General features: G+C 57.4%; 26 protein-coding genes. 14 read left to right on the top strand and 12 right to left on the bottom strand.

Annotation, left to right across the window (positions count from 1 at the left end; all coding sequences use genetic code 11):
• The first annotated feature begins 5 nt into the window (after nt 1-5).
• Together accD and HMPREF2796_RS09050 are read left to right on the top strand one after the other, a co-directional pair.
• Entirely contained in the window at nt 6-869 is an 864-nt protein-coding gene (gene accD, locus HMPREF2796_RS09055) for an acetyl-CoA carboxylase, carboxyltransferase subunit beta (protein WP_070633035.1), read from the top strand.
• 244 nt (nt 870-1,113) lie between these two features.
• On the top strand, nt 1,114-1,323 hold the full coding sequence (locus HMPREF2796_RS09050; protein WP_141749191.1) for a hypothetical protein: 210 nt from the start codon (nt 1,114-1,116) through the stop codon (nt 1,321-1,323).
• Between the two features lie 148 nt (nt 1,324-1,471).
• Here the strand turns inward: HMPREF2796_RS09050 and HMPREF2796_RS09045 are convergent, their stop codons facing one another.
• The 5 genes from HMPREF2796_RS09045 to dusB form a co-directional block, all read right to left on the bottom strand.
• Nucleotides 1,472-2,551 (bottom strand): T6SS immunity protein Tli4 family protein, encoded by a 1,080-nt coding sequence (locus HMPREF2796_RS09045; RefSeq protein ID WP_070633031.1) that lies wholly within the window; start codon nt 2,549-2,551, stop codon nt 1,472-1,474.
• A gap of 153 nt (nt 2,552-2,704) precedes the next feature.
• Entirely contained in the window at nt 2,705-3,187 is a 483-nt protein-coding gene (locus HMPREF2796_RS09040; protein ID WP_049258048.1) for a ProQ/FINO family protein, read from the bottom strand.
• 255 nt (nt 3,188-3,442) lie between these two features.
• On the bottom strand, nt 3,443-3,931 hold the full coding sequence (purE, locus tag HMPREF2796_RS09035) for a 5-(carboxyamino)imidazole ribonucleotide mutase (RefSeq protein WP_070633030.1): 489 nt from the start codon (nt 3,929-3,931) through the stop codon (nt 3,443-3,445).
• Nucleotides 3,932-3,993: 62 nt separating this feature from the next.
• Nucleotides 3,994-4,233 carry a DNA-binding transcriptional regulator Fis gene (gene fis / locus HMPREF2796_RS09030; RefSeq protein ID WP_049258047.1) on the bottom strand — a complete coding sequence of 80 codons (240 nt, stop codon included), beginning with the start codon at nt 4,231-4,233 and terminating at the stop codon, nt 3,994-3,996.
• 103 nt (nt 4,234-4,336) lie between these two features.
• The gene (gene dusB / locus HMPREF2796_RS09025; protein ID WP_070633027.1) at nt 4,337-5,341 is read right to left on the bottom strand and encodes a tRNA dihydrouridine synthase DusB; all 1,005 of its coding nucleotides are present in this window, start codon (nt 5,339-5,341) and stop codon (nt 4,337-4,339) included.
• A gap of 209 nt (nt 5,342-5,550) precedes the next feature.
• Between dusB and HMPREF2796_RS09020 the strand changes: the two genes are divergently transcribed.
• The 3 genes from HMPREF2796_RS09020 (at nt 5,551) to HMPREF2796_RS09010 (ending at nt 7,484) form a co-directional block, all read left to right on the top strand.
• Entirely contained in the window at nt 5,551-6,150 is a 600-nt protein-coding gene (locus HMPREF2796_RS09020) for a dual specificity protein phosphatase family protein (RefSeq protein ID WP_231103843.1), read from the top strand.
• 130 nt (nt 6,151-6,280) lie between these two features.
• On the top strand, nt 6,281-6,496 hold the full coding sequence (gene rpmE, locus HMPREF2796_RS09015) for a 50S ribosomal protein L31 (protein ID WP_064090120.1): 216 nt from the start codon (nt 6,281-6,283) through the stop codon (nt 6,494-6,496).
• Nucleotides 6,497-6,728: 232 nt separating this feature from the next.
• Nucleotides 6,729-7,484: an endonuclease/exonuclease/phosphatase family protein gene (locus HMPREF2796_RS09010; protein WP_070633025.1), complete on the top strand. Its 756-nt coding sequence runs from the start codon at nt 6,729-6,731 to the stop codon at nt 7,482-7,484.
• Nucleotides 7,485-7,548: 64 nt separating this feature from the next.
• Here the strand turns inward: HMPREF2796_RS09010 and HMPREF2796_RS09005 are convergent, their stop codons facing one another.
• The 4 genes from HMPREF2796_RS09005 to HMPREF2796_RS08990 all read right to left on the bottom strand — a co-directional run bounded on the left by HMPREF2796_RS09005 (nt 7,549) and on the right by HMPREF2796_RS08990 (nt 10,163).
• A complete protein-coding gene (locus HMPREF2796_RS09005; protein WP_070633023.1) occupies nt 7,549-8,511 on the bottom strand; it encodes an SPFH domain-containing protein in 963 nt (320 codons plus the stop codon).
• Nucleotides 8,511-8,930: an NfeD family protein gene (locus HMPREF2796_RS09000; protein ID WP_070633021.1), complete on the bottom strand. Its 420-nt coding sequence runs from the start codon at nt 8,928-8,930 to the stop codon at nt 8,511-8,513. The genes HMPREF2796_RS09005 and HMPREF2796_RS09000 overlap by 1 nt, the downstream gene beginning before the upstream one ends.
• A gap of 282 nt (nt 8,931-9,212) precedes the next feature.
• Nucleotides 9,213-9,653, bottom strand: a complete 441-nt coding sequence (locus HMPREF2796_RS08995) for a protein tyrosine phosphatase family protein (protein ID WP_064106143.1) — start codon at nt 9,651-9,653, stop codon at nt 9,213-9,215.
• A 12-nt stretch (nt 9,654-9,665) separates the two neighbouring features.
• On the bottom strand, nt 9,666-10,163 hold the full coding sequence (locus HMPREF2796_RS08990; RefSeq protein ID WP_070633019.1) for a pyridoxamine 5'-phosphate oxidase family protein: 498 nt from the start codon (nt 10,161-10,163) through the stop codon (nt 9,666-9,668).
• Nucleotides 10,164-10,379: 216 nt separating this feature from the next.
• Between HMPREF2796_RS08990 and HMPREF2796_RS08985 the strand changes: the two genes are divergently transcribed.
• The 3 genes from HMPREF2796_RS08985 to HMPREF2796_RS08975 all read left to right on the top strand — a co-directional run bounded on the left by HMPREF2796_RS08985 (nt 10,380) and on the right by HMPREF2796_RS08975 (nt 14,248).
• Nucleotides 10,380-12,086 carry a vWA domain-containing protein gene (locus tag HMPREF2796_RS08985; RefSeq protein WP_246826848.1) on the top strand — a complete coding sequence of 569 codons (1,707 nt, stop codon included), beginning with the start codon at nt 10,380-10,382 and terminating at the stop codon, nt 12,084-12,086.
• Nucleotides 12,087-12,292: 206 nt separating this feature from the next.
• Nucleotides 12,293-12,739 (top strand): hypothetical protein, encoded by a 447-nt coding sequence (locus HMPREF2796_RS08980; RefSeq protein WP_070633017.1) that lies wholly within the window; start codon nt 12,293-12,295, stop codon nt 12,737-12,739.
• A 129-nt stretch (nt 12,740-12,868) separates the two neighbouring features.
• Nucleotides 12,869-14,248, top strand: coding sequence for a phosphomannomutase/phosphoglucomutase (locus HMPREF2796_RS08975; protein ID WP_070633015.1), 1,380 nt, complete (start codon nt 12,869-12,871; stop codon nt 14,246-14,248).
• Nucleotides 14,249-14,350: 102 nt separating this feature from the next.
• Here the strand turns inward: HMPREF2796_RS08975 and HMPREF2796_RS08970 are convergent, their stop codons facing one another.
• Complete coding sequence (locus tag HMPREF2796_RS08970; protein ID WP_070633013.1) at nt 14,351-15,034, bottom strand: SIMPL domain-containing protein; 684 nt, start codon at nt 15,032-15,034, stop codon at nt 14,351-14,353.
• A gap of 138 nt (nt 15,035-15,172) precedes the next feature.
• Between HMPREF2796_RS08970 and panB the strand changes: the two genes are divergently transcribed.
• The 3 genes from panB (at nt 15,173) to HMPREF2796_RS08955 (ending at nt 17,552) form a co-directional block, all read left to right on the top strand.
• Nucleotides 15,173-15,967 (top strand): 3-methyl-2-oxobutanoate hydroxymethyltransferase, encoded by a 795-nt coding sequence (panB, locus tag HMPREF2796_RS08965; protein ID WP_070633009.1) that lies wholly within the window; start codon nt 15,173-15,175, stop codon nt 15,965-15,967.
• 170 nt (nt 15,968-16,137) lie between these two features.
• Nucleotides 16,138-16,920 (top strand): DeoR/GlpR family DNA-binding transcription regulator, encoded by a 783-nt coding sequence (locus tag HMPREF2796_RS08960; RefSeq protein WP_064087876.1) that lies wholly within the window; start codon nt 16,138-16,140, stop codon nt 16,918-16,920.
• 206 nt (nt 16,921-17,126) lie between these two features.
• Nucleotides 17,127-17,552, top strand: coding sequence for a hypothetical protein (locus HMPREF2796_RS08955; protein WP_083308690.1), 426 nt, complete (start codon nt 17,127-17,129; stop codon nt 17,550-17,552).
• Between the two features lie 65 nt (nt 17,553-17,617).
• Here HMPREF2796_RS08955 and HMPREF2796_RS08950 read toward each other — a convergent pair whose 3' ends face one another.
• Nucleotides 17,618-18,079, bottom strand: coding sequence for a prokaryotic membrane lipolipid attachment site family protein (locus HMPREF2796_RS08950; RefSeq protein ID WP_070633005.1), 462 nt, complete (start codon nt 18,077-18,079; stop codon nt 17,618-17,620).
• Between the two features lie 162 nt (nt 18,080-18,241).
• The gene (gene cysK / locus HMPREF2796_RS08945; protein ID WP_023886689.1) at nt 18,242-19,180 is read right to left on the bottom strand and encodes a cysteine synthase A; all 939 of its coding nucleotides are present in this window, start codon (nt 19,178-19,180) and stop codon (nt 18,242-18,244) included.
• 215 nt (nt 19,181-19,395) lie between these two features.
• On the opposite strand from cysK, the gene HMPREF2796_RS08940 reads away from it, so the two are divergent.
• The 3 genes from HMPREF2796_RS08940 to HMPREF2796_RS08930 all read left to right on the top strand — a co-directional run bounded on the left by HMPREF2796_RS08940 (nt 19,396) and on the right by HMPREF2796_RS08930 (nt 22,762).
• Nucleotides 19,396-20,355 carry a beta-ketoacyl-ACP synthase III gene (locus HMPREF2796_RS08940; RefSeq protein WP_070633003.1) on the top strand — a complete coding sequence of 320 codons (960 nt, stop codon included), beginning with the start codon at nt 19,396-19,398 and terminating at the stop codon, nt 20,353-20,355.
• A gap of 182 nt (nt 20,356-20,537) precedes the next feature.
• Complete coding sequence (locus HMPREF2796_RS08935) at nt 20,538-22,136, top strand: phosphoethanolamine transferase (protein ID WP_070633001.1); 1,599 nt, start codon at nt 20,538-20,540, stop codon at nt 22,134-22,136.
• 128 nt (nt 22,137-22,264) lie between these two features.
• Nucleotides 22,265-22,762, top strand: coding sequence for a YbhB/YbcL family Raf kinase inhibitor-like protein (locus HMPREF2796_RS08930; protein WP_003822962.1), 498 nt, complete (start codon nt 22,265-22,267; stop codon nt 22,760-22,762).
• The last annotated feature ends 71 nt before the right edge of the window (nt 22,763-22,833 follow it).

Here is a 22,833-nt window from a genome sequence, read left to right as displayed (position 1 = left end):
AAATCATGAGTTGGCTCGACAAAATCCTCCCCCCGAAAATCAAACGCGAAGACAGCGGTAAATCCGGCGTGCCGGAAGGCCTGTGGCGCAAATGCCCGGCCTGCTCCGAAGTGCTGTATGCCTCCGATTTGGAAGAAAACCACCAAGTTTGCCCCAAGTGCAACCACCATAATCCGCTCAGCGCCCGCGAGCGGCTGGATCTGCTGTTAGACGAAGCTGGCCGCGAAGAAATCGGCGCCGAGGTGAAGCCCACCGATATTCTGAAATTCAAAGACAGCAAAAAATACCCCGACCGCCTCAGCGCGGCGCGCAAAGCCACCGGCGAAAACGATGCCTTGGTGGTGATGAAAGGCGAAATGGACGGGCTGCCCGTGGTGGTGGCTGCGTTTGAATTCCTCTTTATCGGCGGCTCGATGGGCTCGGTGGTGGGGGAACGTTTTGTGCGCGGCGTGCGCGAGGCTGCGGAAAACGGCTGCTCCTTTATCTGCGTGGCCGCTTCCGGCGGGGCGCGGATGCAGGAAGGCCTGAGCTCACTGATGCAGATGACCAAAACCAGCGCCGTGCTGCATCTGTTGAGCGACAAGCAGCTGCCCTTTATTTCCGTGCTCACCGACCCGACCATGGGCGGCGTTTCTGCCAGCTTTGCCTTTTTGGGCGATGTGGTGCTGGCCGAGCCGAATGCGCTGGTGGGCTTTGCCGGCCCGCGCGTGATCGAGCAGACAGTGCGTGAAAAACTGCCCGAAGGCTTCCAGCGTGCCGAATTCCTACTGGAGAAAGGCGCGATTGACCAGATTGTCGACCGCCGCGAAATGAAAGCGCGCATCGCCAAACTCATCCGCCTGCTGCGCAACCAGCCGGTGGCGGCTTAGTTGGGAGAGATACGAAGGGAAACAGGCCGGAGCAATCCGGCCTGTTTTTCCGTTTTTGGGGAGGCTACCTGAAACTAGAAAGCTGTTTTCAGGTAGCCTCCCATCAAGCCGCCTGCCTCCGATATAATACCATCCGTTGTGTGCCGAGGAATGGGCGTGCTTGAGCAACAGTGTAGGCTGCAGGTACGTTGATCAGGCCATGCCTTCGTTTGATGCCTATGTTCACCGCCTGCAAGACACCGCCATGCAGCAGCGCGCCTTTAACGCGGCCCTGGCCTTATACCGCCTGCCCGCCGGCCAGCGCCGCGCCGTCTTGGATAAGGTTTTGGCCGAACATTCCTCCCCATCGCGCAAATTGAGCTGGAATGAGCAGGAGCGGATGATTTATTTTGATGCATACAGCCCAAACAAGGCGCCGGATCCGATTCCGGTTAACCTGAATACCGGAAAATAGGGTGCAGCTGGTCTGAGAAAAGATAAGCTGCTGTCAGACCAATTTGCCTGCGCCAAGGAAGGCGGCAATAGCTGTGCTACACCCGATAAATTAAGGCTACCTGAAACAGAAAAACTGTTTCAGGTAGCCTTTTGCTTGGGCTGCCGGTTTATTCCACTGGTTTGAGGGTGGCCAGGACAGTGTCCCAAATAGCGAAGATTTCCTGCTGGCTGCGTTTGGTGCCGTCGAAGGTTTCGGTGCCGAAGGGCATCATCACGAGGAGGTGGTCGCTTTCGCGCTCCCACCTAAGCAAGTAGTGGTTGCCATCCCAGCGGCTGATTTTTTCGTAGCCGGGCATGCCGTTGATGGTGCGCGGGCCTTGGCGGATGGCGCGGGCGGTGATCGATTGCAGCAGGCCTTTCAAGCCTTCGGTGTCGGGATGGTTGCGGCCGCCGGCGATGGAGGCGCCGCGCGGGTTGCGGCCGTGGGAGATGATGATGTAGGTGTCGTCTTGGCCGGCAAAATAAACACGGGAGCTGCCTTTAAAGGGGGTGTCGCCGTTGTCGGCGAAGAAGCCGTCGGGGATGCACACGCCTTGGTGTTTGGGCACTTCGTATGGCTGGCGTTCGCGCAGGCGGGAGGTGAGGTCGCGGCGCATTTCATGCGTTGCTTTGTTGAGCAGTGAGCGTTCCTGTTCACGCCAGTTGTTCGGTTCTGTGCCGCCCGGGGTGGGGATTTTTAATTCACCGTCGGTGTGGAAACCGCTGTTTGGGCCGAGCTTGACGATGAGCTCGGCATCGTAGCGGATGCCGAGACTGGCACTCAGGCGGCTGCCGTCGAACATGGGGGTTTTGCGGGTGAATTGCAGGAAGGCGCGGCCGGGGATAAGCTCGCGCTCGCCGATATAACCTTCACCATGGCCGGTACGCTGATCGAAATAGCGGTTAAATCCGCCTTGCCGCCTTTGGGTGAGGATGACGTTGAGGAAACGCCAATCGTCGGCGTAGTGTTTGATATGCCAGCCGTTGTAGTGGTAGTTTTCAGTTTGGCCTTGGTCTCTTGAGCCGTAGCGGCGCTCGGCGGGCAGGCGCATTTGCACGCGGCCGGCGCAGTAGGGCTGGGCAGTCCAATAGGCGGTGTTGATCATGGAGGTGTCGGTGGGCTGGTCGGCGGTGGGCGGAGGCAGGGGGTTGCCGGCACAGGCAGCGAGCAGTAGGGCGGTGATGGGTAGGAGGATGGGTGTGCGCATGTGGTTTTCCTTATGTGGGATTAGAATTTGAGGCTACCTGAAAGTTTCAGGTAGCCTGTAGTGTGGTTGTGGGTATTCATTGGCGCTAATTCATACTGAAGTACAGCAAAAGGCTACCTGAAACTTTTCAGGTAGCCTTTATGGACCGTAGATTTATTCGGCTGCCGGGGCGGCAGGGGTTTCTGCGGCGGGCGCAGCAGTTTCTGCTGTGGCTTCGGCGGGCTGTTCGGCAACGGCGGCTTCAGCCTCGGCCGCCTGTTGTTCGGCCTGCTTGGCGGCTTGGCGGGCAAGCATTTCCTGCACGGCTGGGTGTTGCTGGGCGATGGCCTGCTCTTCGGGGCTAACTTCGCCTTTGAAGCGGTTGTTCAAATCGAAGCGCTTACCGCCGCGTGCCAGCGATTTGAGGTAGCGCGGGCGGCGGCAGTGATTAGAAAGCACACGTGCGATCAGGGCGGGGTCGTATTGGGGCAGGGCGGCAACGAGGTCTTTGTCGATGCCCAAGGCCAGGGGTTTGAAGCGTTTGAACACGTCGTATTTGCCGTAGATGTGGTCGGCAATCAGATCGGTTTGCTTTTTCTTGCTCATGGTCTGCACGGCAGATTTGAGGGCGGCTCCCAAGGCGGTTTCTTGTGTCATGGCGGGTTCTCGTTTAGGGGGTAGTGGGTGGATTGTGGCACAGCTTGGCAGTTTTGGCGAACAATCCTTGCGTTTTTGCCGGTTTGTGCGGCTTTGTCTGGCAATAATTGCTATTTTGCCGGACGGCGGGTGTTGCTTTCAGGTAGCCTGAATAGCGTGGATTTTGCAGCTGAAGCTTTTTCTTTCATGCTAGGCAGCGAGTTGCATAAGCACAGTCAGTACACGGCTAAACGGGCTAGGCAATCAGGGTTTTAGTTATTCGGCTTCAGGCAGTTCCATGGCCAGCACGGTTTGGCACTGGGTTTCACGGAAATCGGCGAGTTTTTGCGCGATGGCGGCATCGTGGTTGGCAAGCAGGGCGGCGGCAAAGAGGGCGGCATTGGCAGCACCGGCTTCGCCGATGGCGAAGGTGGCCACGGGAATACCTTTGGGCATCTGCACGATAGAGAGCAGGGAGTCTTCGCCGCGCAAATATTTGCTGGGTACGGGCACGCCGAGCACGGGCAGGGTGGTTTTGGCGGCCACCATGCCGGGCAGGTGGGCGGCACCGCCGGCGCCGGCAATAATGGCCTGCAGGCCGCGCTCGCGGGCGGTTTCGGCGTATTCAAACATCAAGTCGGGCGTGCGGTGGGCAGAAACCACGCGGGTTTCGTAGGCGATGCCGAATTGTTTGAGCACGGCGGCGGCGTGCTGCATCACGGCCCAATCGCTGTTGCTGCCCATGATGATGCCGATTTGAGTCATTTAGTGTTCCTTGTGGTTTGGAGTAAGAGGCTACCTGAAAAATATTGGTCATGGCGCGGCGGCTAAATCAAGCCGTAGGCGCTGAGCTTTTTGCGCAGGGTATTGCGGTTTAGGCCGAGCACTTGGGCGGCTTTGGATTGGTTGCCTTCGCAATGCGCCATCACGCAGCGCAAAAGTGGCAGTTCTACTTGCTGCAACACCATTTGATACACGTCGTGTGCCGGTTGGCCGTCGAGATCGGTAAAGTATTGCTGCAGGCTGTTTTCGATGCAAGTAGTGATATGGCTGTTCTGACGGAGCATTTTGCTCTCCTTTTATTATTGTGGTGTAAAAATGAGGGTGGCAAACCGGCACATGGTGCGGCAGCGGGTATTGCCAGCTTCCCTTCGTGCGGTTTGCGATGTTTCAGGCCTGCCGCCAGGGGCAGGGCCAGTATCCGTGTTGTTCGGACTGTGCGGCCAAAAAGGCGGCCAGCCCGTTGTATTGCGCTTCGGCACTCTCCAGCGCGTTGAGGCGACGGCGTTCGACCTCGCCTTCCGGCAGGTCGGCCAGATACCAGCCGATGTGTTTGCGGGCAATGCGCATGCCGGCTACTTCGCCGTAGAAACTGTACATGGCACGGATATGGCCGAGCAGGGCTTCGGAGGCTACCTGAAAAGGCAGCGGCGGCGGCAGGCTGCCGTGCGCGAGGTAGTGCGCCACATCGTGAAACAGCCAAGGCCGGCCTTGGGCGGCGCGGCCGATCATCACGCCGTCGGCACCGGTTTCGGCCAATACGCGCGCGGCTTTCTGCGGGCTGTCGATATCGCCGTTTACCCACACGGGAATGCTCAGGCGGCGTTTGGCTTCGGCAATCAGGCCGTATTCGGCCTGGCCGCGATACATTTGGGTACGGGTGCGGCCGTGGATGGCGATGGCGGCAATGCCGGCGTCTTCAGCCATACGGGCAATGGTGAGGATATTTTTGTGCTCGTCGTGCCAGCCCAGCCTTGTTTTGAGGGTAACCGGCACATCCACTGCACGCACCACGGCATTTAAAATTTCGGCCACCAAGGGCTCGTTTTGCAGCAGGGCACTACCGGCCTGCACCTGGCATACTTTCTTGGCCGGGCAGCCCATATTGATGTCGATGAGCTGCGCGCCCTGTGCCACGTTGTAGCGGGCAGCTTCGGCCATTTGAGCCGGGTTGCTGCCGGCAATCTGCACGGCAATCACCCCGCTTTCGCCGCTGCGGTCGATGCGGTTGAGGGTTTTGCGCGTGTTTTGCAGATCGGGGTTGCTGCTGATCATTTCGCCCACTGTCCAGCCAGCGCCGAATTGCCGTGCCAGCATACGGAACGGTTTATCGGTGATGCCGGCCATCGGTGCGAGCGCCACGGCGGGGGAAACAGTGTAGGGGCCGATTTGCATAAAGCTGAACTGCTGTAAATTGGGAATTGTACATTTTTTAGACAAAGCCTCCAAGTGTGGCGGCGGTTGTCGGAACGGGCATGCTTATTTACAATGCGTGCCGTTATTGTTTTTCAGGTAGCCTGCGATTGCGAAGAAGGCTACCTGAAAGTTTCATTTGAATAGCGTGTTACAGAATTAAATAAAGAGATTACGCAATGGGAACAAAAATGAATAAAACCTGTTTGGGCGGACTGTTGCTGGCACTTATGCTGAGTGCCTGTGCGCAGCCGCAGGCACAGGTGCAAACGCCGCCGGCCGGGCAGCCGGCTTGGGCGGAGCAGGTGAGCAAGGCGGCTAATCTGTATCGGGTGGACGACAAACTCTACCGCAGCGAGCAGCCGGTGGCAGAAGATGTGGCGCTGTTGCAATCTTTGAATGTGAAAAGCGTCGTGAATCTACGCTACTTCAATCGTAGCGGCGACCGCAAAGTATTGGCCGACCGGGGTATCTCGCTGTTCAACCGACCGTTGCTCACTTGGCGGATTACGCCGAAACAGGTGGCCGAAACGCTATATTTGATTGAACAGCAGCAGGCTGAAGGGCCGGTGTTGATCCATTGCTACCACGGCGCCGACCGCACCGGCCTGATTGCCGGCATGTACCGCATCATCTACCAGGGCTGGACGGTGGAGCAAGCCAAAAACGAAATGCGCCACGGCCCCTACGGCTTCCACAGCATCTGGCGCAATATCGAGGATTTGTTTACCGAAGAGAACGTGCGCCAAGTGCGGACACATTTGCAGCAGTTGCGTTCGCAGCCTAAATAGCCGAAAAATAAGTTTCCAGGTAGCCTAATATGCGCGCAGCCTATTGCCTTAATGGACGTTTTTAAGTACAATCCGCCGCTTGTCTGTAGTATAGGCAAATTCCCTATACCCGCTTTTTAAAGGAAAAACCATGAAACCTGAAATTCATCCTGACTACCACGAAGTCAATGTTACCTGCTCTTGCGGTAACAAATTCACCACTAAATCTGCCATGAGCAAAACCGAATTCAACATCGAAGTTTGCTCTGAGTGCCACCCGTTCTACACTGGTAAACAGAAGATCGTGGATAGCGCCGGCCGTGTGGACAAATTCAATCAGAAATACGGCAATATGTTCAAACGCTAATTTGCTGCCGTGTTTCCCCGAGGCTGCCGAAAGGCAGCCTTTTGTTTTGCCCGGAATAGGGAGGGATGGCAGGAAGCGGATGCCAAGCAGGCTGCATACAGCAGAAATGAAAAGTTTTGACTGAAGCAGTTGGAAAATGGCATAGACAGGCCATATTTAGCAGAGTATTGCAGGTTGGCACATAAGATGCTACCTGAAAAACAGCATTAAATTTTTTTTGCCACGCCACACCATGAGCCGCGCCGTTTCCATCACCACCTACAATATCCACAAAGGCATGTCGCCGTTAAATCGGCGGCTACAACTGCCGCAAATGGTCGATGCCCTGCAACATCTCGATACCGATATCCTGTTTTTGCAGGAAGTGCAGGGCGTGCACCACAAACGGCAGCAGAATGTGCCCGAATTTCCTGCCGAACCGCACGGTGAAGTGATTGGCCGGCAGCTCGCTTTTGCCTGCAGTTATGGCCAAAATGCCACCTATGCCGGCCGCCACCACGGCAACGCCATCCTCAGCCGCCTGCCGCTGCAGATGCGCACTAATCTAAACGTATCGGTAAACCGGCTCGAACAACGTGGCGTGCTGCATTGCGAAATTCAGCCACCCGGCTGGGATAGGCCGCTTATCTGCCTCTGCGTACACCTCAATCTGCGTGAAGCCGACCGCAAACGGCAATACCGCACCATTGCTGACTATATCGAACACCAAATTCCATCCGATGTCCCGCTGATTCTTGCCGGCGACTTCAACGACTGGCGGCAACGCTCATGCAGCCGCTTCGGCCAACTGCTTGGCTTAGACGAAGCTTTCGCCCATCTTTCTGCCGGACGGCCGAAAACCTTCCCTGCAAGAATGCCGATACTCAGCCTAGACCGCATCTACACCCGCCATCTCACCGTATTAAACGCGGTAAGCCATCAAGGTTTACCATGGCAACAACTCTCCGACCATCTACCGCTCTCAGCTGTGGTTGAGCCGAAATGGTAGGGAATGTGCAAAGGCTACCTGAAATGGTTTCAGGTAGCCTTTGCACATTCCCTACCAATCGCAATCAAGCCGCAGGCGTTTTGCCTTGTTGGCCTTTGATGATGCTCATGCCGGCGGAGACGAGGCCGCCGATGTCGGCCACGTTGGCGGGCATAATCAGAGTGTTGCCTTCTTTGGCCAGTTTGGCGAAGGCATCCACGTATTGCTCGGCCACTTTCAAATTAACGGCTTCGTTGCCGCCGGGCTGGTTGATGGCGTCAGCCACCAGGCGGATGGCGTCGGCACTGGCTTGCGCCACCAGTTTCAGGGCTTCGGCTTCGCCTTGGGCGCGGTTGATGCGGGCCACTTTTTCGCCTTGCGAGGCGTTGACGGCGGCTTGGGCCTCACCCTCGGACTTTTTGATTTCGGCTTCGCGCTCGCCCGAAGCAAGGTTGATTTGCTCGATTTTCAGGCCTTCGGATTGGGCGATGCGGGCGCGTTTTTCGCGTTCGGCGGTGATTTGCGCCTGCATGGCGCGCAGGATTTCCTGCGGCGGCACGAGGTCTTTGATTTCGTAGCGCAATACTTTCACGCCCCAGGATACGGCGGCTTCATCGAGCGAGGCGACCACGGTGCGGTTGATGTCGTCGCGCTCTTCGAAGGTTTTATCCAGCTCCATGCGGCCGATAACGGAACGCAGGGTGGTTTGGGCGAGCTGGGTGATGGCGGTGATGTAGTTGCTGGAGCCGTAGGAGGCCAGTTTGGCGTCGGTTACTTGGAAGTAGATGATGCCGTCTACGGTGAGCTGGGTGTTGTCGCGGGTGATACACACCTGGCTGGGCACATCCAGCGGGATTTCTTTGAGCAGGTGCTTGTAGGCCACGCGGTCGAGGAAGGGGATGAGGAAGTTGAGGCCGGGGTTGAGCACGGCGTGGAAGCGGCCGAGCCTCTCTACCACATAGGCTTCCTGCTGCGGCACGACGGTGAAGGCTTTAAAGCCGAATACAACGATAACGGCAAATAGGATTGCCAGGGTAATGATATCCATCAGTTTTCCTCCAGAGGTTGCAAAATCAAGATGTTACCGGATTTTCCGGCGATGCGTGCGGCTTGGCCGGCATGGGCGGGGAAGGGGGCTTCTGCCTGCCAATAGGTGCCGCGATACTGCACGAGCCACAGGCTGCCGGATTGGGGCTGGTGCAGCAGCACGGTGTTGCCGATGTCTAAATCGCCTTCGGCATCGGTGGTGTGGGCGCGGCGGTTGCGCCGGATGCGGTATACGGCGGCAATGCCGGCCGCGGAAAGCAGCACGGCCACCAGCAGCGATACGCCGCTGCCCGCGCCAAGCCAGGCGGCTACGCCTGCACCGAGCAGGGCGATGCTGGCCACCAGCAGGTAGAACGTGCCGCTGAACATTTCGAGAACGAACAGGGCGGCTGCGGCGATAAACCAATACCAATAGTGCATGAGCGGCTCCTTTCTTGTGTGGTTAGGGCTTGAGCTTTGCTGAAACACAGCTTGGGCTCCTAAACATCGTTTCAGGTAGCCTTTAGCCTGCCGGATGAGGCTACCTGAAAACGGTCTACCCAAAGTTTTATTGCATCTTGCCGGGTTTTAACTTCGTTGAAGCTGAGGCTTTAGCTTTGCAGAAACGCTGATTTACTCGTTTCAGGTAGCCTCTGGATGGTAGATGAGGCTACCTGAAAGGTTTGGCTGCACCGAAGTTAAGATTGCGCAGGCCAATCCAGCCTATGCTTGTGCTTCCTGCAAACGCGGCAGGGCGGCAGTAAGGTCGATGCCGGCGGCGGCGGCGGTTTGCACCAGCTGGCGCGGGTCTGCGCCTTGGGCGGCCTGCCCCATGGCCCACAAGAAACTGCTGCGGGTGCCGCTGCGGCAGTAGGCGAGGGCGGGCGCGGGGTGCTCGGCCAGGTGTTTGGCAAACTGTGCGGCGGCGGCGGCATCGATTTGCGGCATGAGCATGGGCTGGTGGATAACGTGCCGGATACCGGCTTCGGCCGCCCAGTGGCGGATTTGCTCGAAGCTGGGCTGGCCGGGCTCTTCGCCGTCTGGTCGGTTGCAGATGATGGTTTGCACGCCGGCAGCGGCGGCGGCGAGGATGTCTTGGCGGCTGATTTGCGGCGAAACAAACAGGCCGGGGGCAAGGGCGGGGAAGGGGGCTTGGTTTGACATGGTTTTCCTTGGTTATGAATGGGTGGTTTTGGCTCGGATGAGCTCGATGGATTCTTTGGCAGTGAGGTGGTCGATTTCCAAAACCATCACTTTCACATAATCAAAATGTTTGCCGATATAGGGCAGGAGGCCGTTTTGGTTGGGGGAGTATTTGTGCCCCACGGCTTCGAGCGCGGCCTGTTTTTCGGCGGGGTCGGTGACGGTGCGCACTGTGCCGAACACGATGGCGCTGCGGAAATAGGTGGTAAATTCCTGCGGCACGATGTCGTTGAGATCGACCACGCAGAAGGAAACGTGGTTGTCGCGCGCGAGCAGCTCGTGTTTATGGCCTGCGGGCGCGCCGTGCAGGATGATTTTGCCTTCGTGGTAAACGTAGCTGATCGGCACGGCGTAGGGATAGCCGTTATCGCCGTGCAGCGCGAGCACGCCGGATTTGCCACGCTGCAAAATGGCGATGGCTTCTTCGTTGGATAGCTGTTGGTTTGCGTGTTTCATTTCTCTGAAAGACATGATTTTCTCCTCAGTTAGGTTTAGGCCGGCCGGTTTCAGGTAGCCTGTTGCCAATAGGGGAATGATACCAAAATCCGTGCCCGAATGCTGGCCCCAAACGGCTTGGAGGCTACCTGAAAATAGCGCGGCGGCAGGGCGCGGCGTTTGGTTTGCAGGCGGCGTGGGCGGCTATATAATGGCAGCTATTTTCCCTGTCTGCTTACCAAGGAGTTTGCCATGCACAAACCGCCGTTTGCCCGCACCGTTTTGCTGGCCTTATTGTCTGTATCCGCCCTGCCTGCGCTGGCAGACAATGCCCAGCGCGTTCATCAGGCCTGTTCGCGTTATTTGGACGAACAGCCGGATTATTATGATTATGAATCCCGAAATGCCCGCTTCAGCTTACGCGCCATGCCGCAGGCGGCGGTGAAGAGTGCTGCCCCCGCAGATTTGTCGGCCAATGCCGCACCAATGGCTGAGGCTGCTGTTGGCTCCATGGCTACTCGCCAAATGGCTTTGCCGCGCCAAAACACCGAGCGCTACGGCCATTATGAGCCCAACCCCGTGCACGCCGTGGCCGAGCAGCCCGTTTCCACCTTTAGCATCGACGTGGACACCGGCAGCTACGCCAACATCCGCCGCTTCCTCACCCAAACCGGCCGCCTGCCGCCCGCCGATGCCGTGCGTATTGAAGAAATCATCAATTATTTCGACTACGGCTACGCCAAGCCTACCGATGGTAAACCATTCGCCGTGCACACCGAAACCGTGGATTCCCCCTTCCGCAGCGGTGCCAAGCTGATCCGCATCGGCATTCAGGCCAAAGAAGTGAGCCAAGCCGCGCTGCCGCCGGCCAATCTTGTGTTTCTGGTGGATGTGTCCGGCTCCATGTATAGCCGCGACAAGCTGCCGATGGTGAAATACACCCTCTGCACCCTCGCGCACCAAACCCGCGCCCAAGACCGCATCACCCTCGTTACTTATGCCGACGGCAACAAAGTCGTGCTGCCGCCCACCCCCGGCAACCAGCGGCAGAAAATCCTCGCCGCGCTCGACAGCCTGAAGGCAGGCGGCTCCACAGCCGGCGAAAACGCCATCCAGCAGGCCTACCAGGCCGCCCAGCGCGCCTATATCCGCAATGGCATCAACCGCATCCTGCTCGCCACCGACGGCGATTTCAACGTGGGCATCACTGATTTCAACACCTTGCGCAGCATGGTGGCCGAAAAACGCAAAAGCGGCATTTCGCTCACCACGCTCGGCTTCGGCAGTGGCAACTACAACGAACGGCTGATGGAGCAGCTGGCCGATGCCGGCGACGGCAACTATAGCTACATCGACAGCCCCGAAGAAGCGCAGAAAGTGCTACACCGTCAGCTCTCCTCCACGCTCGCTACCGTGGCGCAAGATGTGAAAATCCAAGTGGAATTCAACCCCGCCACCGTGAAGGAATACCGCCTGATCGGTTATGAAAACCGCATGCTTGCCCGCGAAGACTTCAACAACGACCAAGTGGACGCAGGCGACATCGGCGCCGGCCACAATGTTACCGCGCTGTATGAAATCATCCCCGCCGGGCAAACCGGCTGGCTGCCGGAAAGCCGCTACCAGGCCGCGCCCGCCGCCAACGATAAAGCCGGCAGCGAATACGCCTTCATCAATCTGCGCTACAAACTGCCCGGCCAAAGCAACAGCATCCTCATCAACCGCCCGGTGGCCGTGGGCAGCAAACCGCTTGCCCAAGGCAGCAACGCCACCCGCCAGGCCGTGGCCGCAGCCGCCTTCGGCGAACTCCTTCGCGGCGGCAAATACAGCGGCAACTTCGGCTGGCCGCAAACCCTCGAGCTGGCCCGTAGCGCCCAATCTCCCGACCACCACGGCCTGCGCCGCCAGTTTGTGCAGCTGATTGAGAAAGCGCAACAGCTCAGCAGCAAGCCGCAGTAAGGCTTCGGGAAAAAGGTTTCAGGTAGCCTTTATCCGCCTTGGCCTTAAAGGCTACCTGAAATTTAAAAAGGCTCGGAATGCGCAACCGGATTGCAGAGCCCAATAAAACTTTCGGGCTACCTGAAGGGATGCGGTAAGGATATGGCGCACGCCAACCCGCGCCGCCCGGACTTACCCAAATTGCTCGTCCGCACAGATAGACAGCCATGAATTTCAAACACTGGAAACAAACCCTTTTTTCTTTAGAAAGATACGAAAACGGCGGTGATGCCAAAGCATTCACCGCCCTCATCGCCCAAAAGCCGGCCGACGCCTCCGAAGGGCAATATATAGAGGCCCTGCTGCAAACCTTTTCCAACCAAGACGATTACGGTATCCAAGAAAGCGTGTTGACCGTGTTGGACGGTGTGGCACAAGCTGTTTTCTTTGAAACTTTGGGTAATATGTTTCAAGAGTTTCTCAACAATACCGAAGAGCAAGAATGGGGACTGCTGCTGTTGGGCAGAGCCGTCAATTCATGTAACGAAGCTGCAATAAAGGAAATGGTTTCCGCTGCACGGAAATGCACGGATAAAACCATGTTGGCATTTTTAAAGTCTGAAGAATTTTGCAGCGAATACCCCGAAATATTGCCGTTTTTAGCAAGTACATAGGCTGTGTCGCCAAACCCAGCGAAACCTTCAGGCTACCTGAAACTTTAGGAAGCCACAAAATATCCATGCCACAGGCGCACCGTATTTTCAGGTAGCCTCCACCACCCCCGAACAAGAAAAGGAACTCCCATGCCCATTTCCCCCAGCATTTTCAAAGCCTACGACATCCGCGGTATCGTCGGACAAACCCTCACTGAAGAGGCGGCCGAGCAAATCGGCCGCGCCATCGCTACACGTGCCGCCCGGCAAGGCCTGCGGCAGATTGCCGTGGGGCGCGACGGACGGCTCAGCGGCCCGGCATTGCAAGCGGCGCTGATGCGCGGGCTCACCGCAGGCGGGCTGGAGGTGGCCGATGTGGGCATGGTGGCCACGCCCATGCTGTATTTCGCCGCCGTGCAGCATTGCTCCGGCAGCGGTGTGATGATTACCGGCAGCCACAACCCGCCCGATTACAATGGCTTCAAAATGATGCTCGGCGGCAATACCCTGGCCGGGGACAGCATTCAAGAGTTGCGCGGCATCATTCAAGCGCAGGATTTTGTTTCAGGTAGCCCGCAGGGCAGCGTGCGCAGTTTGGATGTGGCAGAAGAGTATATTCAACACATCGCTGGCCATATCCGCCTGAAGCGGCCGCTGAAAATCGCCGTCGATGCCGGTAACGGCGTGGCCGGAGCGTTTGCCGGGCGGCTGTATCGTGCGCTGGGTTGCGAAGTGGAAGAGCTGTTTTGCGAAGTGAACGGCCATTTTCCCAACCACCATCCCGACCCCGCCAAGCCCGCCAATCTGCAAGACCTTATCCGTGCCGTGCAGGCCGGAGCGGCCGAAGTCGGCCTGGCTTTCGACGGCGACGGCGACCGCCTCGGCGTGGTTACCCGCAGCGGCAGTATCATCTATCCCGACCGCCAGCTGATGCTGTTTGCGCAAGATGTGCTCGGGCGCAACCCCAGCGCAAAAGTGATTTACGACGTGAAATCTACCCGCCTGCTGGCGCCGTGGATTAAGCAGCACGGCGGCGAACCGGTGATGAGCAAAACCGGCCACAGCTTCATTAAAGCCGCCATCAAGCAGCACGGCGCGCTTTTGGCGGGCGAAATGAGCGGGCATGTGTTTTTCAAAGAACGCTGGTTCGGCTTCGACGACGGCCTCTACGCCGGTGCGCGCCTGCTGGAAATCCTTTCAGGTAGCCCCAACCCCAGCGCCGTGCTGGAAGCCTTGCCGGAGGGCGTGTCCACCCCCGAATTGAATATCGCCCTGCCCGAAGGCACTGATGGCCACGCACTGATTGCCGATTTGGCTCAGGCCGCCCGGTTCGACGGCCTGCAAGAGCTGATTACCATCGATGGCCTGCGCGCCGAATTCGCCGACGGCTTCGGCCTGCTGCGCGCTTCCAATACCACGCCGGTGCTGGTGTTGCGCTTCGAGGGCGACAACCAGGCCGCGCTGGCGCGGATTCAGGCACAATTCAAAACCCTGGTGGAACAGCACGGCGGCTTGCAGTGGCCGTTGTGAAACCGAGCCGGATAGAGCAAACCGCACCGTGGCAATACGGTGCGGTTTGCTTTTCAGGTAGTCTGATCGTGTTAGGCACACGCTGGCTAGGGTTTTCTGTATTCAATACTGGATTGTGCCGTTGGCGGTTTGCTGCACGGTGCTGCTACCCGGGCTGTCAAACACAGGCTCGGGGCTGCCTGCTTTTTCATAGGCGGCGGCGCGTGCCATCGCGGGAACGGCCAAGGTTTGTTCGTTTTGCTGCAACGACACTTCCACCACGCGGTAGCCGCTGCCGCCCATGCTGCGGCTGAGGGTATCGGCGCGTTTGCGGAAGTTTTGCAGGGCTTCGATGGCGAGGCTTTCTTCAATTTGGCGGCGGCTTTCCGGCTTGAGCGAGAAGCCTATATCGTTGATGGTGGCTTCGCCGCTGCTTTCGGCAATCAGCTTGCCGATGGATTGGAAATCGCTGCCGGAAACGCGCAAGACGGCGATGTCTTCCCAAGGGCGTGTACCGTTTCGGTAGCTTTGGTAGGCGTGGCGGCTTTCCAGCTCCACTTCTGCGCCGGAGAGGCGGCGGGCGCGACTTTGCAGAATGTTTAAGCGGCGCGTGGTTTCGGCGGCAGCCTGGGCGGGATTGGCGTGGGTGGTGGAAACTTTCAGGCGCACGGTCATCCAATTGTTGGGCACAGTGCGGCTGGCGGTTTCGCTGAATTTGAGCAGGTTGTAGTTGAGTGGCTCGGCGAGGGCGGGGGCCAGGCTGAGGCCGGCCAGCAGGGCGGGCAGGATGAGGGCGGTTTTTTTCATCAGCGTTTTCCTGTGGATTGGGATAGGGTGATTATAGGGAACAGCCATGCCGAAGGCTACCTGAAAACACTTCGGGTTTGCCTGCGCTAAGGTTTTCAGGTAGCCTTGCGCGCCATCTGATCGTGAAAAGGAAATGTCGTGATTACTGTGAACACTTTGCGCAAAATGAAGCGCGAGGGCGAGAAAATCGCCATGCTCACCTGCTACGAAGCCAGCTTTGCCGCGCTGATGGATGCGGCGGGGGTGGATATGCTGCTGGTGGGCGATTCGCTGGGCATGACGGTGCAGGGGCAGAAATCCACCCTGCCGGTGAGCCTGGCCGATATGTGCTACCACACGGCTGCGGTGGCGCGCGGCAGCAGCAATGCGCTGATCGTGAGCGATTTGCCGTTTGGTGCCTACCAGCAGAGCAAGGAGCAGGCTTTTACCGCTGCGGCCGAATTGATGGCGGCAGGTGCGCATATGGTGAAGCTGGAAGGCGGCGCCTGGATGGCGGAAACCACCGAGTTTCTGCAGCTGCGCGGCATCCCGGTGTGTGCGCACATCGGGCTCACGCCGCAGTCGGTGCATGTGTTTGGCGGCTATAAGGTGCAGGGCAAGGGCGATGTGGCGGCGCAGGCATTGCTGAACGATGCGCTGGCGCACGAGAAGGCCGGTGCGGCAGTGGTGCTGATGGAATGTGTCCCCGCCGCTTTGGGCAAACAAATTACCGAAACGCTGGCCTGCCCCACCATCGGCATCGGCGCGGGCGTGGACTGCGACGGGCAAGTGCTGGTGATGCACGATATGCTCGGCGTGTTCCCCGGCCAAACGGCGAAGTTTGTGAAAAACTTCATGCATGGACAGGATAGCATTCAGGCGGCGGTGGCGGCTTATGTGCGCGAAGTGAAAGAGAAAACCTATCCTGCGCCGGAGCATACCTTTGCAGCTTGAGGCAGGCTAATCAAGTGAGGCTACCTGAAAACGCAGCGCCGCTTTTGCCAAGCTGAATTTAGATTGCCTTGCCATTGTTTTCAGGTAGCCTCGCGATTGAACCAAAAGGCTACCTGAAAACCTTAGCCAAACCATTCCCACAACCAATCAACAACAAAGATAGAACAACCATGCCGCACCGCACCCCCCGCCGGCAGAAAATCGCCCGGCTTGTGCACGACCACGGCTTTATGTCGGTGGAAGAGCTGGCACGCAGCCTAAACGTGACCCCGCAAACCATCCGCCGCGATATCAACGTTTTGTGCGAACACAATATCCTGCGCCGCTACCACGGCGGCGCCGCGCCCGGCAGCAGCGTGCAAAACGAAGATTACGACACGCGCAAAAACAAGCTGCAAAGCGAAAAAGCCCACATTGCCGACCTGATTGCCGAGCACATCCCGGACAACGTTTCCCTGTTTATGAGCATCGGCACCACCATCGAAGCGGTGGCGCTCGCGCTGGTGAAAAACCATAAAAACCTCTGCATCATCACCAATAATATCCACGTTGCCTCCATCGTGTCCGGCCGGCCAGACTACACCGTCATCATCACCTCCGGCGTGGTGCGGCCGGTGGACGGCGGCATCACCGGCGTAGCCACCATCGATTTCATCAACCAATTCAAAGTGGATTACGCCATCCTCGGCGCCTCCGGCATCGAAGCCGACGGCTCGCTGCTCGATTTCGACTACAAAGAAGTGAGCGTGATGCAGGCCATGATGGCCAACGCCCGCCACTGCTACCTGGCCGTGGACCACAGCAAATTCGGCCGCAACGCCTTGGTGCGCATAGGCGACGTAACCGAATTTCACGCCCTGTTCACCGACGAGCCGCCCAGCGCCGGCCTGTGCAAGAAACTGGACGACGCGGGCGTGCGCTGGCATCTGGCGGCCAAAGAAGGGGAAGAATAGGGCGGCAGGCTACCTGAAAGAGATTCGGCATCAATTTTCAGGTAGCCTTTGATTAAGCCGATACGGCTACCTGAAAACCAAGCTTCAATAAAGCGAAAATGCCGTGTGATGATTGAAAAAACGGTATTCATGCCGCAATAAACTGGCGGCTGCACCAGCTTTGCAGTATATTTTGCCTAAATTGATTTAGTTACGGAGAACACACCATGTCGATATTGAAAAGGCCGGAAGAAGTGATTATGGCGGTGCTGGGCTCGCTGTTTGTGGTGCTGACTTATGCTGCGGCATCCTATTTCGGCGCGCAGGGGCAAACCGCGCTGCTGGTGGCGGCGCTCACGCTGATTGTGCTGCTGCCGGCGTTTTTGCTGTGGCAACGCAACCGCGCGGCCTGGCTGTGGCCCTGCCTCCTCGGCCTGCTGGCCGCTTGCTGGTGGCCGTATTTCGATGCCCGCGGCGAGCAATCGCTGCCGGTGGGCTTGTTGCAGCAGGATGCCGCAGTTGCGGTTTCAGCCCTACCTTGGTATGCGGGCTGGACGTTTAAGCTGATCTTCGCCGCGCTGCCGGTGCTGGTGGGGTATGGCTGGATCGTGTATCGGCGGTATTATCAGAAGAAGAAAACACCGGTGGCATAGCCGGAATTGGAATAGGAAAAAGGCTACCTGAAGTTTTCAGGTAGCCTTTGCTGATGCTGGCAAGCTTATTTTAGCGGCTGCATGTTCATCACTTCCATCAGGAAGTTGGTGAACGCGGGGTTAGCCGGGCGGTTTTGCATATTGGGCCAACGTTGCTGCCAGCCTTGCAGGGCGTTGCGCACGAAGATTTTAGATTGTTCGGGCGTGATGCGGCCTTGTTGGCTTTGTACGGCAGAGCGCAGGTAGACTTCATACATGCTGTCGTCCACGCTGTTGCGGCCAACCAAGTTGATGCGGAAGCGGTTGAGCTGCTGCGCGGCCTGGGTTTTGGTCATGCGGCCTTTGTTTACTTCATAGCCCAAACGGGTGGCTTCATTACGAATTTTAGCCACGTCGCCCCAGTGGCTGGCGGCCAGGGTATAGCGAGATGAGACCTGTGTGTTCTGGCGTGTGTTGTTGGGGGAGGAGATCAGGTTACAGCCGCCGAGCAGGCCGGCAACGAGGAGGATGGGGATATATTTTTTCATGTTTTGACTTAAGGTAACAGTTCCATTAATGCGGTTAACTATAGGGAAAATCGAGCGGCGGGGCAAGTTTTTGGCGGTTTCTCACAACAAATTTACAATACGCTGGCAAGTTTGAAATACGAAAAAAGCCGCATGGCTGCGGCTTTTTGGCATTGGATTGCCTTAGGAGGCGAGGTCTTCAAACAGCGGGGTGGAAAGATAGCGTTCGCCGTTGGAAGGCAGCACCACTACGATGAGTTTGTCTTTATTTTCCGGTTTTTTCGCCAGCTCCAAGGCAGCCCAGATGGCGGCGCCGGAAGAGATACCCACCAAGAGGCCTTCTTTGGCGGCAGCATCGCGGGCGGTATCGAAGGCGGCTTGGTTGGCTACGGTAATCACGCCGTCGTAGATTTCGGTGTTCAGGGTTTGCGGCACGAAACCGGCACCCAAGCCCTGAATCGGGTGCGGGCCTTTTTCGCCGCCGCTCAATACGGGGGAAGCGGCAGGCTCAACTGCATAGGCCTGCAGTGAGGGTTTGTGTTTTTTCAGCACTTCGCCCACGCCGGTGAGCGTACCACCGGTGCCCACGCCGGAAACGAAAATATCAACTTGGCCGTCGGTGTCGCGCCAAATTTCTTCAGCAGTGGTGCGGCGGTGGATTTCGGGGTTGGCGGGGTTGTCGAACTGGCGCGGCATAAAGTATTGGCCGGGGTGAGCGTCTACCAGTGCTTGGGCGCGGGCGATGGCACCGGGCATGCCTTCTGCGCCGGGGGTGAGAATGAGCTCGGCACCGTAAGCACGCAGCAGCATTTTGCGCTCTTTACTCATGGTTTCCGGCATGGTGATGACCAGTTTGTAGCCCAAGGCGGCGCAAACCATGGCCAGGCCGATACCGGTGTTGCCGCTGGTGGCTTCCACAATAATGGTGTCGGGTTTGATTTGGCCGGCTGCTTCGGCGGCGCGGATCATGGAGATGGCAATGCGGTCTTTCACGCTGCTGCCGGGGTTGAAGTATTCCAGCTTGGCGGCTACTTTGCCGGGCAGGCCTTGGGTGAGGCGGTTGAGGTAAACCAGCGGGGTATTGCCGATTAAATCAACAATGTTGTTGGCGATATTGCTCATTAGGGGCTCCTGTGAAGTGTGAATTGGATACGGTGCGCATGATAATGGCAAAGCCGCAGGCAAACAAATAATTTGTTTTTGTATCTTTATATTAAAAAGGCATATGCAATGGTGATATTTCGCATGAAGTTTGGATAAATCATGAGACAAATCCGTCGGAAATCTTTAAAATACGCCGTTTCCCAGCAGTAGATTAACCCTAAAGCGACACACTCATGACCTACGCCAAAATCCTCGGCACCGGCAGCTACCTGCCGGCCAAAACACTCAGCAACCACGACCTGGCCAAAATTGTAGACACTTCAGACGAGTGGATTACCGCCCGTACCGGCATCAAAACCCGCCATATCGCCGCCGACAACGAAAAATGCAGCGACTTGGCCGTAGCCGCCGCGCAAAACGCGCTGGAAGCCGCAGGGATGGATGCAGCCGAAATCGATCTGATTGTCGTGGCCACTTCCACGCCCGATATGCAGTTCCCTGCCACTGCCACCATCGTGCAGCAGAAGCTCGGTATCAGCGGCTGCCCCGCGTTCGACGTGCAGGCCGTGTGTGCCGGCTTTATGTATGCCATCACCACTGCCAATGCTTACATTAAAAGCGGTATGGCCAAAAAAGCTTTGGTCATCGGTGCTGATGTGTTCAGCCGCATCATGGACTGGACCGACCGCCGCACCTGCGTGCTGTTCGGCGACGGTGCCGGCGCTGTGGTGCTCGGTGCATCCGACGAGCCAGGCATCCTGCACAGCAAACTTTTGGCCGACGGCAACTACGGCTACCTGCTGCAAACCCCCGGCCAGATTGCCAACGGCGCTGTTTGCGGCACACCGTTTTTACAGATGGACGGCCCCGGCGTATTCAAATTCGCCGTGAAAGCGCTGGCCAAAGTGGCCGAAGACGTGATTGCCGAAGCCAGCCTTACCCCCGATCAAGTCGATTGGCTGGTGCCGCACCAGGCTAACTACCGCATTCTGGAAAGCACCGCCAAACACCTCAAGCTCGGCATGGAAAAAGTGGTGCTTACCGTGCAGGATCACGGCAACACCTCCGCCGCCTCCATCCCCCTCGCCCTCGACTGGGGTGTGCGCCAAGGCAGCATTCAACGCGGCCATACCCTGCTTTTAGAAGGTATCGGCGGCGGCTTTGCCTGGGGCGCGGTGTTGGTGAAATATTAGGCTTGCAGCTGCCTGTTAGGCACTAAGAAAGGCTACCTGAAAGTTTCAGGTAGCCTTTTGGTTTCCAAACAACGCTTCCACAGGCTGTCTGAGTATGAAGTGCGACGCTATAGATGCGTCGGCAGACAAGGCCGTGCGGCTTTGTAGTAAAATCTGCCGTTTTGTTTTCAGGTAGCCTTACCATGATGAAGATCCTGCGCTCGCCCGTTTCCCTGTTTGCGCTCAATATTGTGCTTACACTGTATTTGTTTGCATTAAACCTGTTTTCCAATCATGGAATGGTGGAAATTCAAGCAGCGGTGTGGCCAGCATTGGTGCTGCTTGCGCTGGGTTGGCTGCTGGCGTTGGTACACCGCTGGCCATTCAAATTATTTTGGACGTTGAACCTGCTGGCGGGTTCGGTGGCGGTGTTTGCTAAAAGCCAATACCGCATCTTGATTACTGAAGATATTTTGCTCAGCGCGCTCATCAGCGAAAATGATTTGACGGCAGAAATGATTTCAGTAAAGTCGGTGTGTTTTGTGCTGGTGTTCGGTTTGTTGCCGGTGCTGCTGTTGTGGCGGCAGCGTATTCGGCAGGTGGGCTGGCGCCGGCACCTGGCCTGCTGCGGCCTAGCTTCGCTGGCAGCGCTGTTGGCGGTGTTCGGCCTGTTTCAATATAAGGGCTACCACTTCCGCGGCAAAGGCAGCATCCGCGACAGCCGCTTTATGGGCGATGTGCTGCGCTTTTCTCCTTTGGATGTGTATTACAACGGCCAGCGGGCGCGTAAATCTGTTCGGGATATGAAGCGCAATTATGCCGGAGTGGAACGGATGCCGCAGAAATACCGTTATCTCGACCAAAAAGACGATTTGCTGGTGGTGTTTGTGATTGGCGAAAGCACGCGTGGCGACCGTTTTTCGCTCAACGGTTACCCGCGCAACACCAATCCGCAGCTTGCCGCCATTCCCAATCTTTACAGCTTTAAAAATGCCCAATCTTGCGACACGCTGACCGTGAATTCGCTCAACTGCCTTTCTTCGCCCATGTTGAAAAGCAGCCCCGACCGCACCCCGCGCCAATCCTCGTTTGGCGAGGTGTTCCGCTCCTTGGGCTATCGTAGCGAAATCTATTCGCTGCAAACTCTGTCTGGTTTCTACAGTTATATGGGCTACGACAGGTTGGTGAGCAAATACCAAATTGTGGCCGAGCAGCAATCCGGTGCCTGGGATGCGGCGCTGTTGCCTTATATGCGGCAATCGGTGGCGCAGTATCGCGGCGGCAAAATGCTGTTGGTGCTGCATACTTTGGGTTCGCACCAAACTTATGCTGACCGCATCCCGCCGCACCACCGAGTGTTCACTCCCTATTGCACCAACCCCGATGTATCGCATTGCAGCAAGGCCGAATTAGACAATGCCTACGACAACACGGTGCTGGGCGTGGACGAACTGCTGGCGGAAACCATCAAATCGCTGTCCGATAAGCGGGCGTTGCTGATTTATGTGTCCGACCACGGCGAATCGTTGGGTGAAAACGGCGATTATTTCCACGGCAAGCCAGTTAATATCGCGCCCAAAGAGCAGTTCTCCATCCCGTTTGTGGTGTGGTTTTCCGAAAGCTATCGGCAAAGCCCCGAGGGCAAAGTGCTGGCCGAACGGGTGGCGCAAGCTGTTAAGGATGGGCGCGCGGTATCGCACGACAATATCTTCCACACTGTTTTAGGCTGCGCCGGCATCACCTCGCCAGATGGCGGTATCGATCCGCATCTGGATATTTGTGCGGCCGATACCGGCAACTAATCCCAACTTTTTGCCCGCAGCGATTAAGGCTACCTGAAAACGGATTTTCAGGTAGCCTTTATGTATTTTGAAGAAATTCATGTGTTCGCTATAATCGGTTATCCCAGAGCCTAACCGGAGGAATTATCATGAAAGTCAGCACTTCCGCCATCCAAAACGGCGCATTCGCCGACCGCTTCGGCAAACGCGGCAGCCAATTCAGCCCCAACGGCATGCCTACGTATTCCATCCCGTTTGAAATCAGCGATGCCCCGCCCGAAACCCAGTCTTTCGCCGTGGTGTTGGAAGACAAAGATGCCATTACCGCCAGCGGCTTCGTGTGGGTGCACTGGCTGATTGCCGACCTCACCCGTACTTCCGTGCCGGAAAACGACAGCCAAACGGCTCAAGATTATGTGCAGGGCGCCAACAGCTGGGCCAGTGTGCTGGGACAGCTCGATTTGGAAGAAGCCTCCGCTTACGGCGGCATGGCTCCGCCCAACTGCCGCCACCGCTACGAACTGTTTGTGTATGCGCTCGATACCAAGCTCAACCTGCCGCAGGGTTTCCGCTACAACGACCTGCACTTCGCCATGCGCGGGCATATCCTAGCCGAAGCTTATGCAGTGGGCACTTACGATGTGTGAAATGAAGCGGTGAACAAAGGCTACCTGAAAACGCAACGCAGTTGCTGCGAAGCTAAAATTTTCAGGTAGCC

Origin of the sequence: Eikenella sp. HMSC071B05 (genome assembly GCF_001811325.1) — a bacterium.
Classification (GTDB): Bacteria; Pseudomonadota; Gammaproteobacteria; order Burkholderiales; family Neisseriaceae; genus Eikenella; species Eikenella corrodens.
This window is presented reverse-complemented; position numbering and strand designations above follow the sequence as displayed.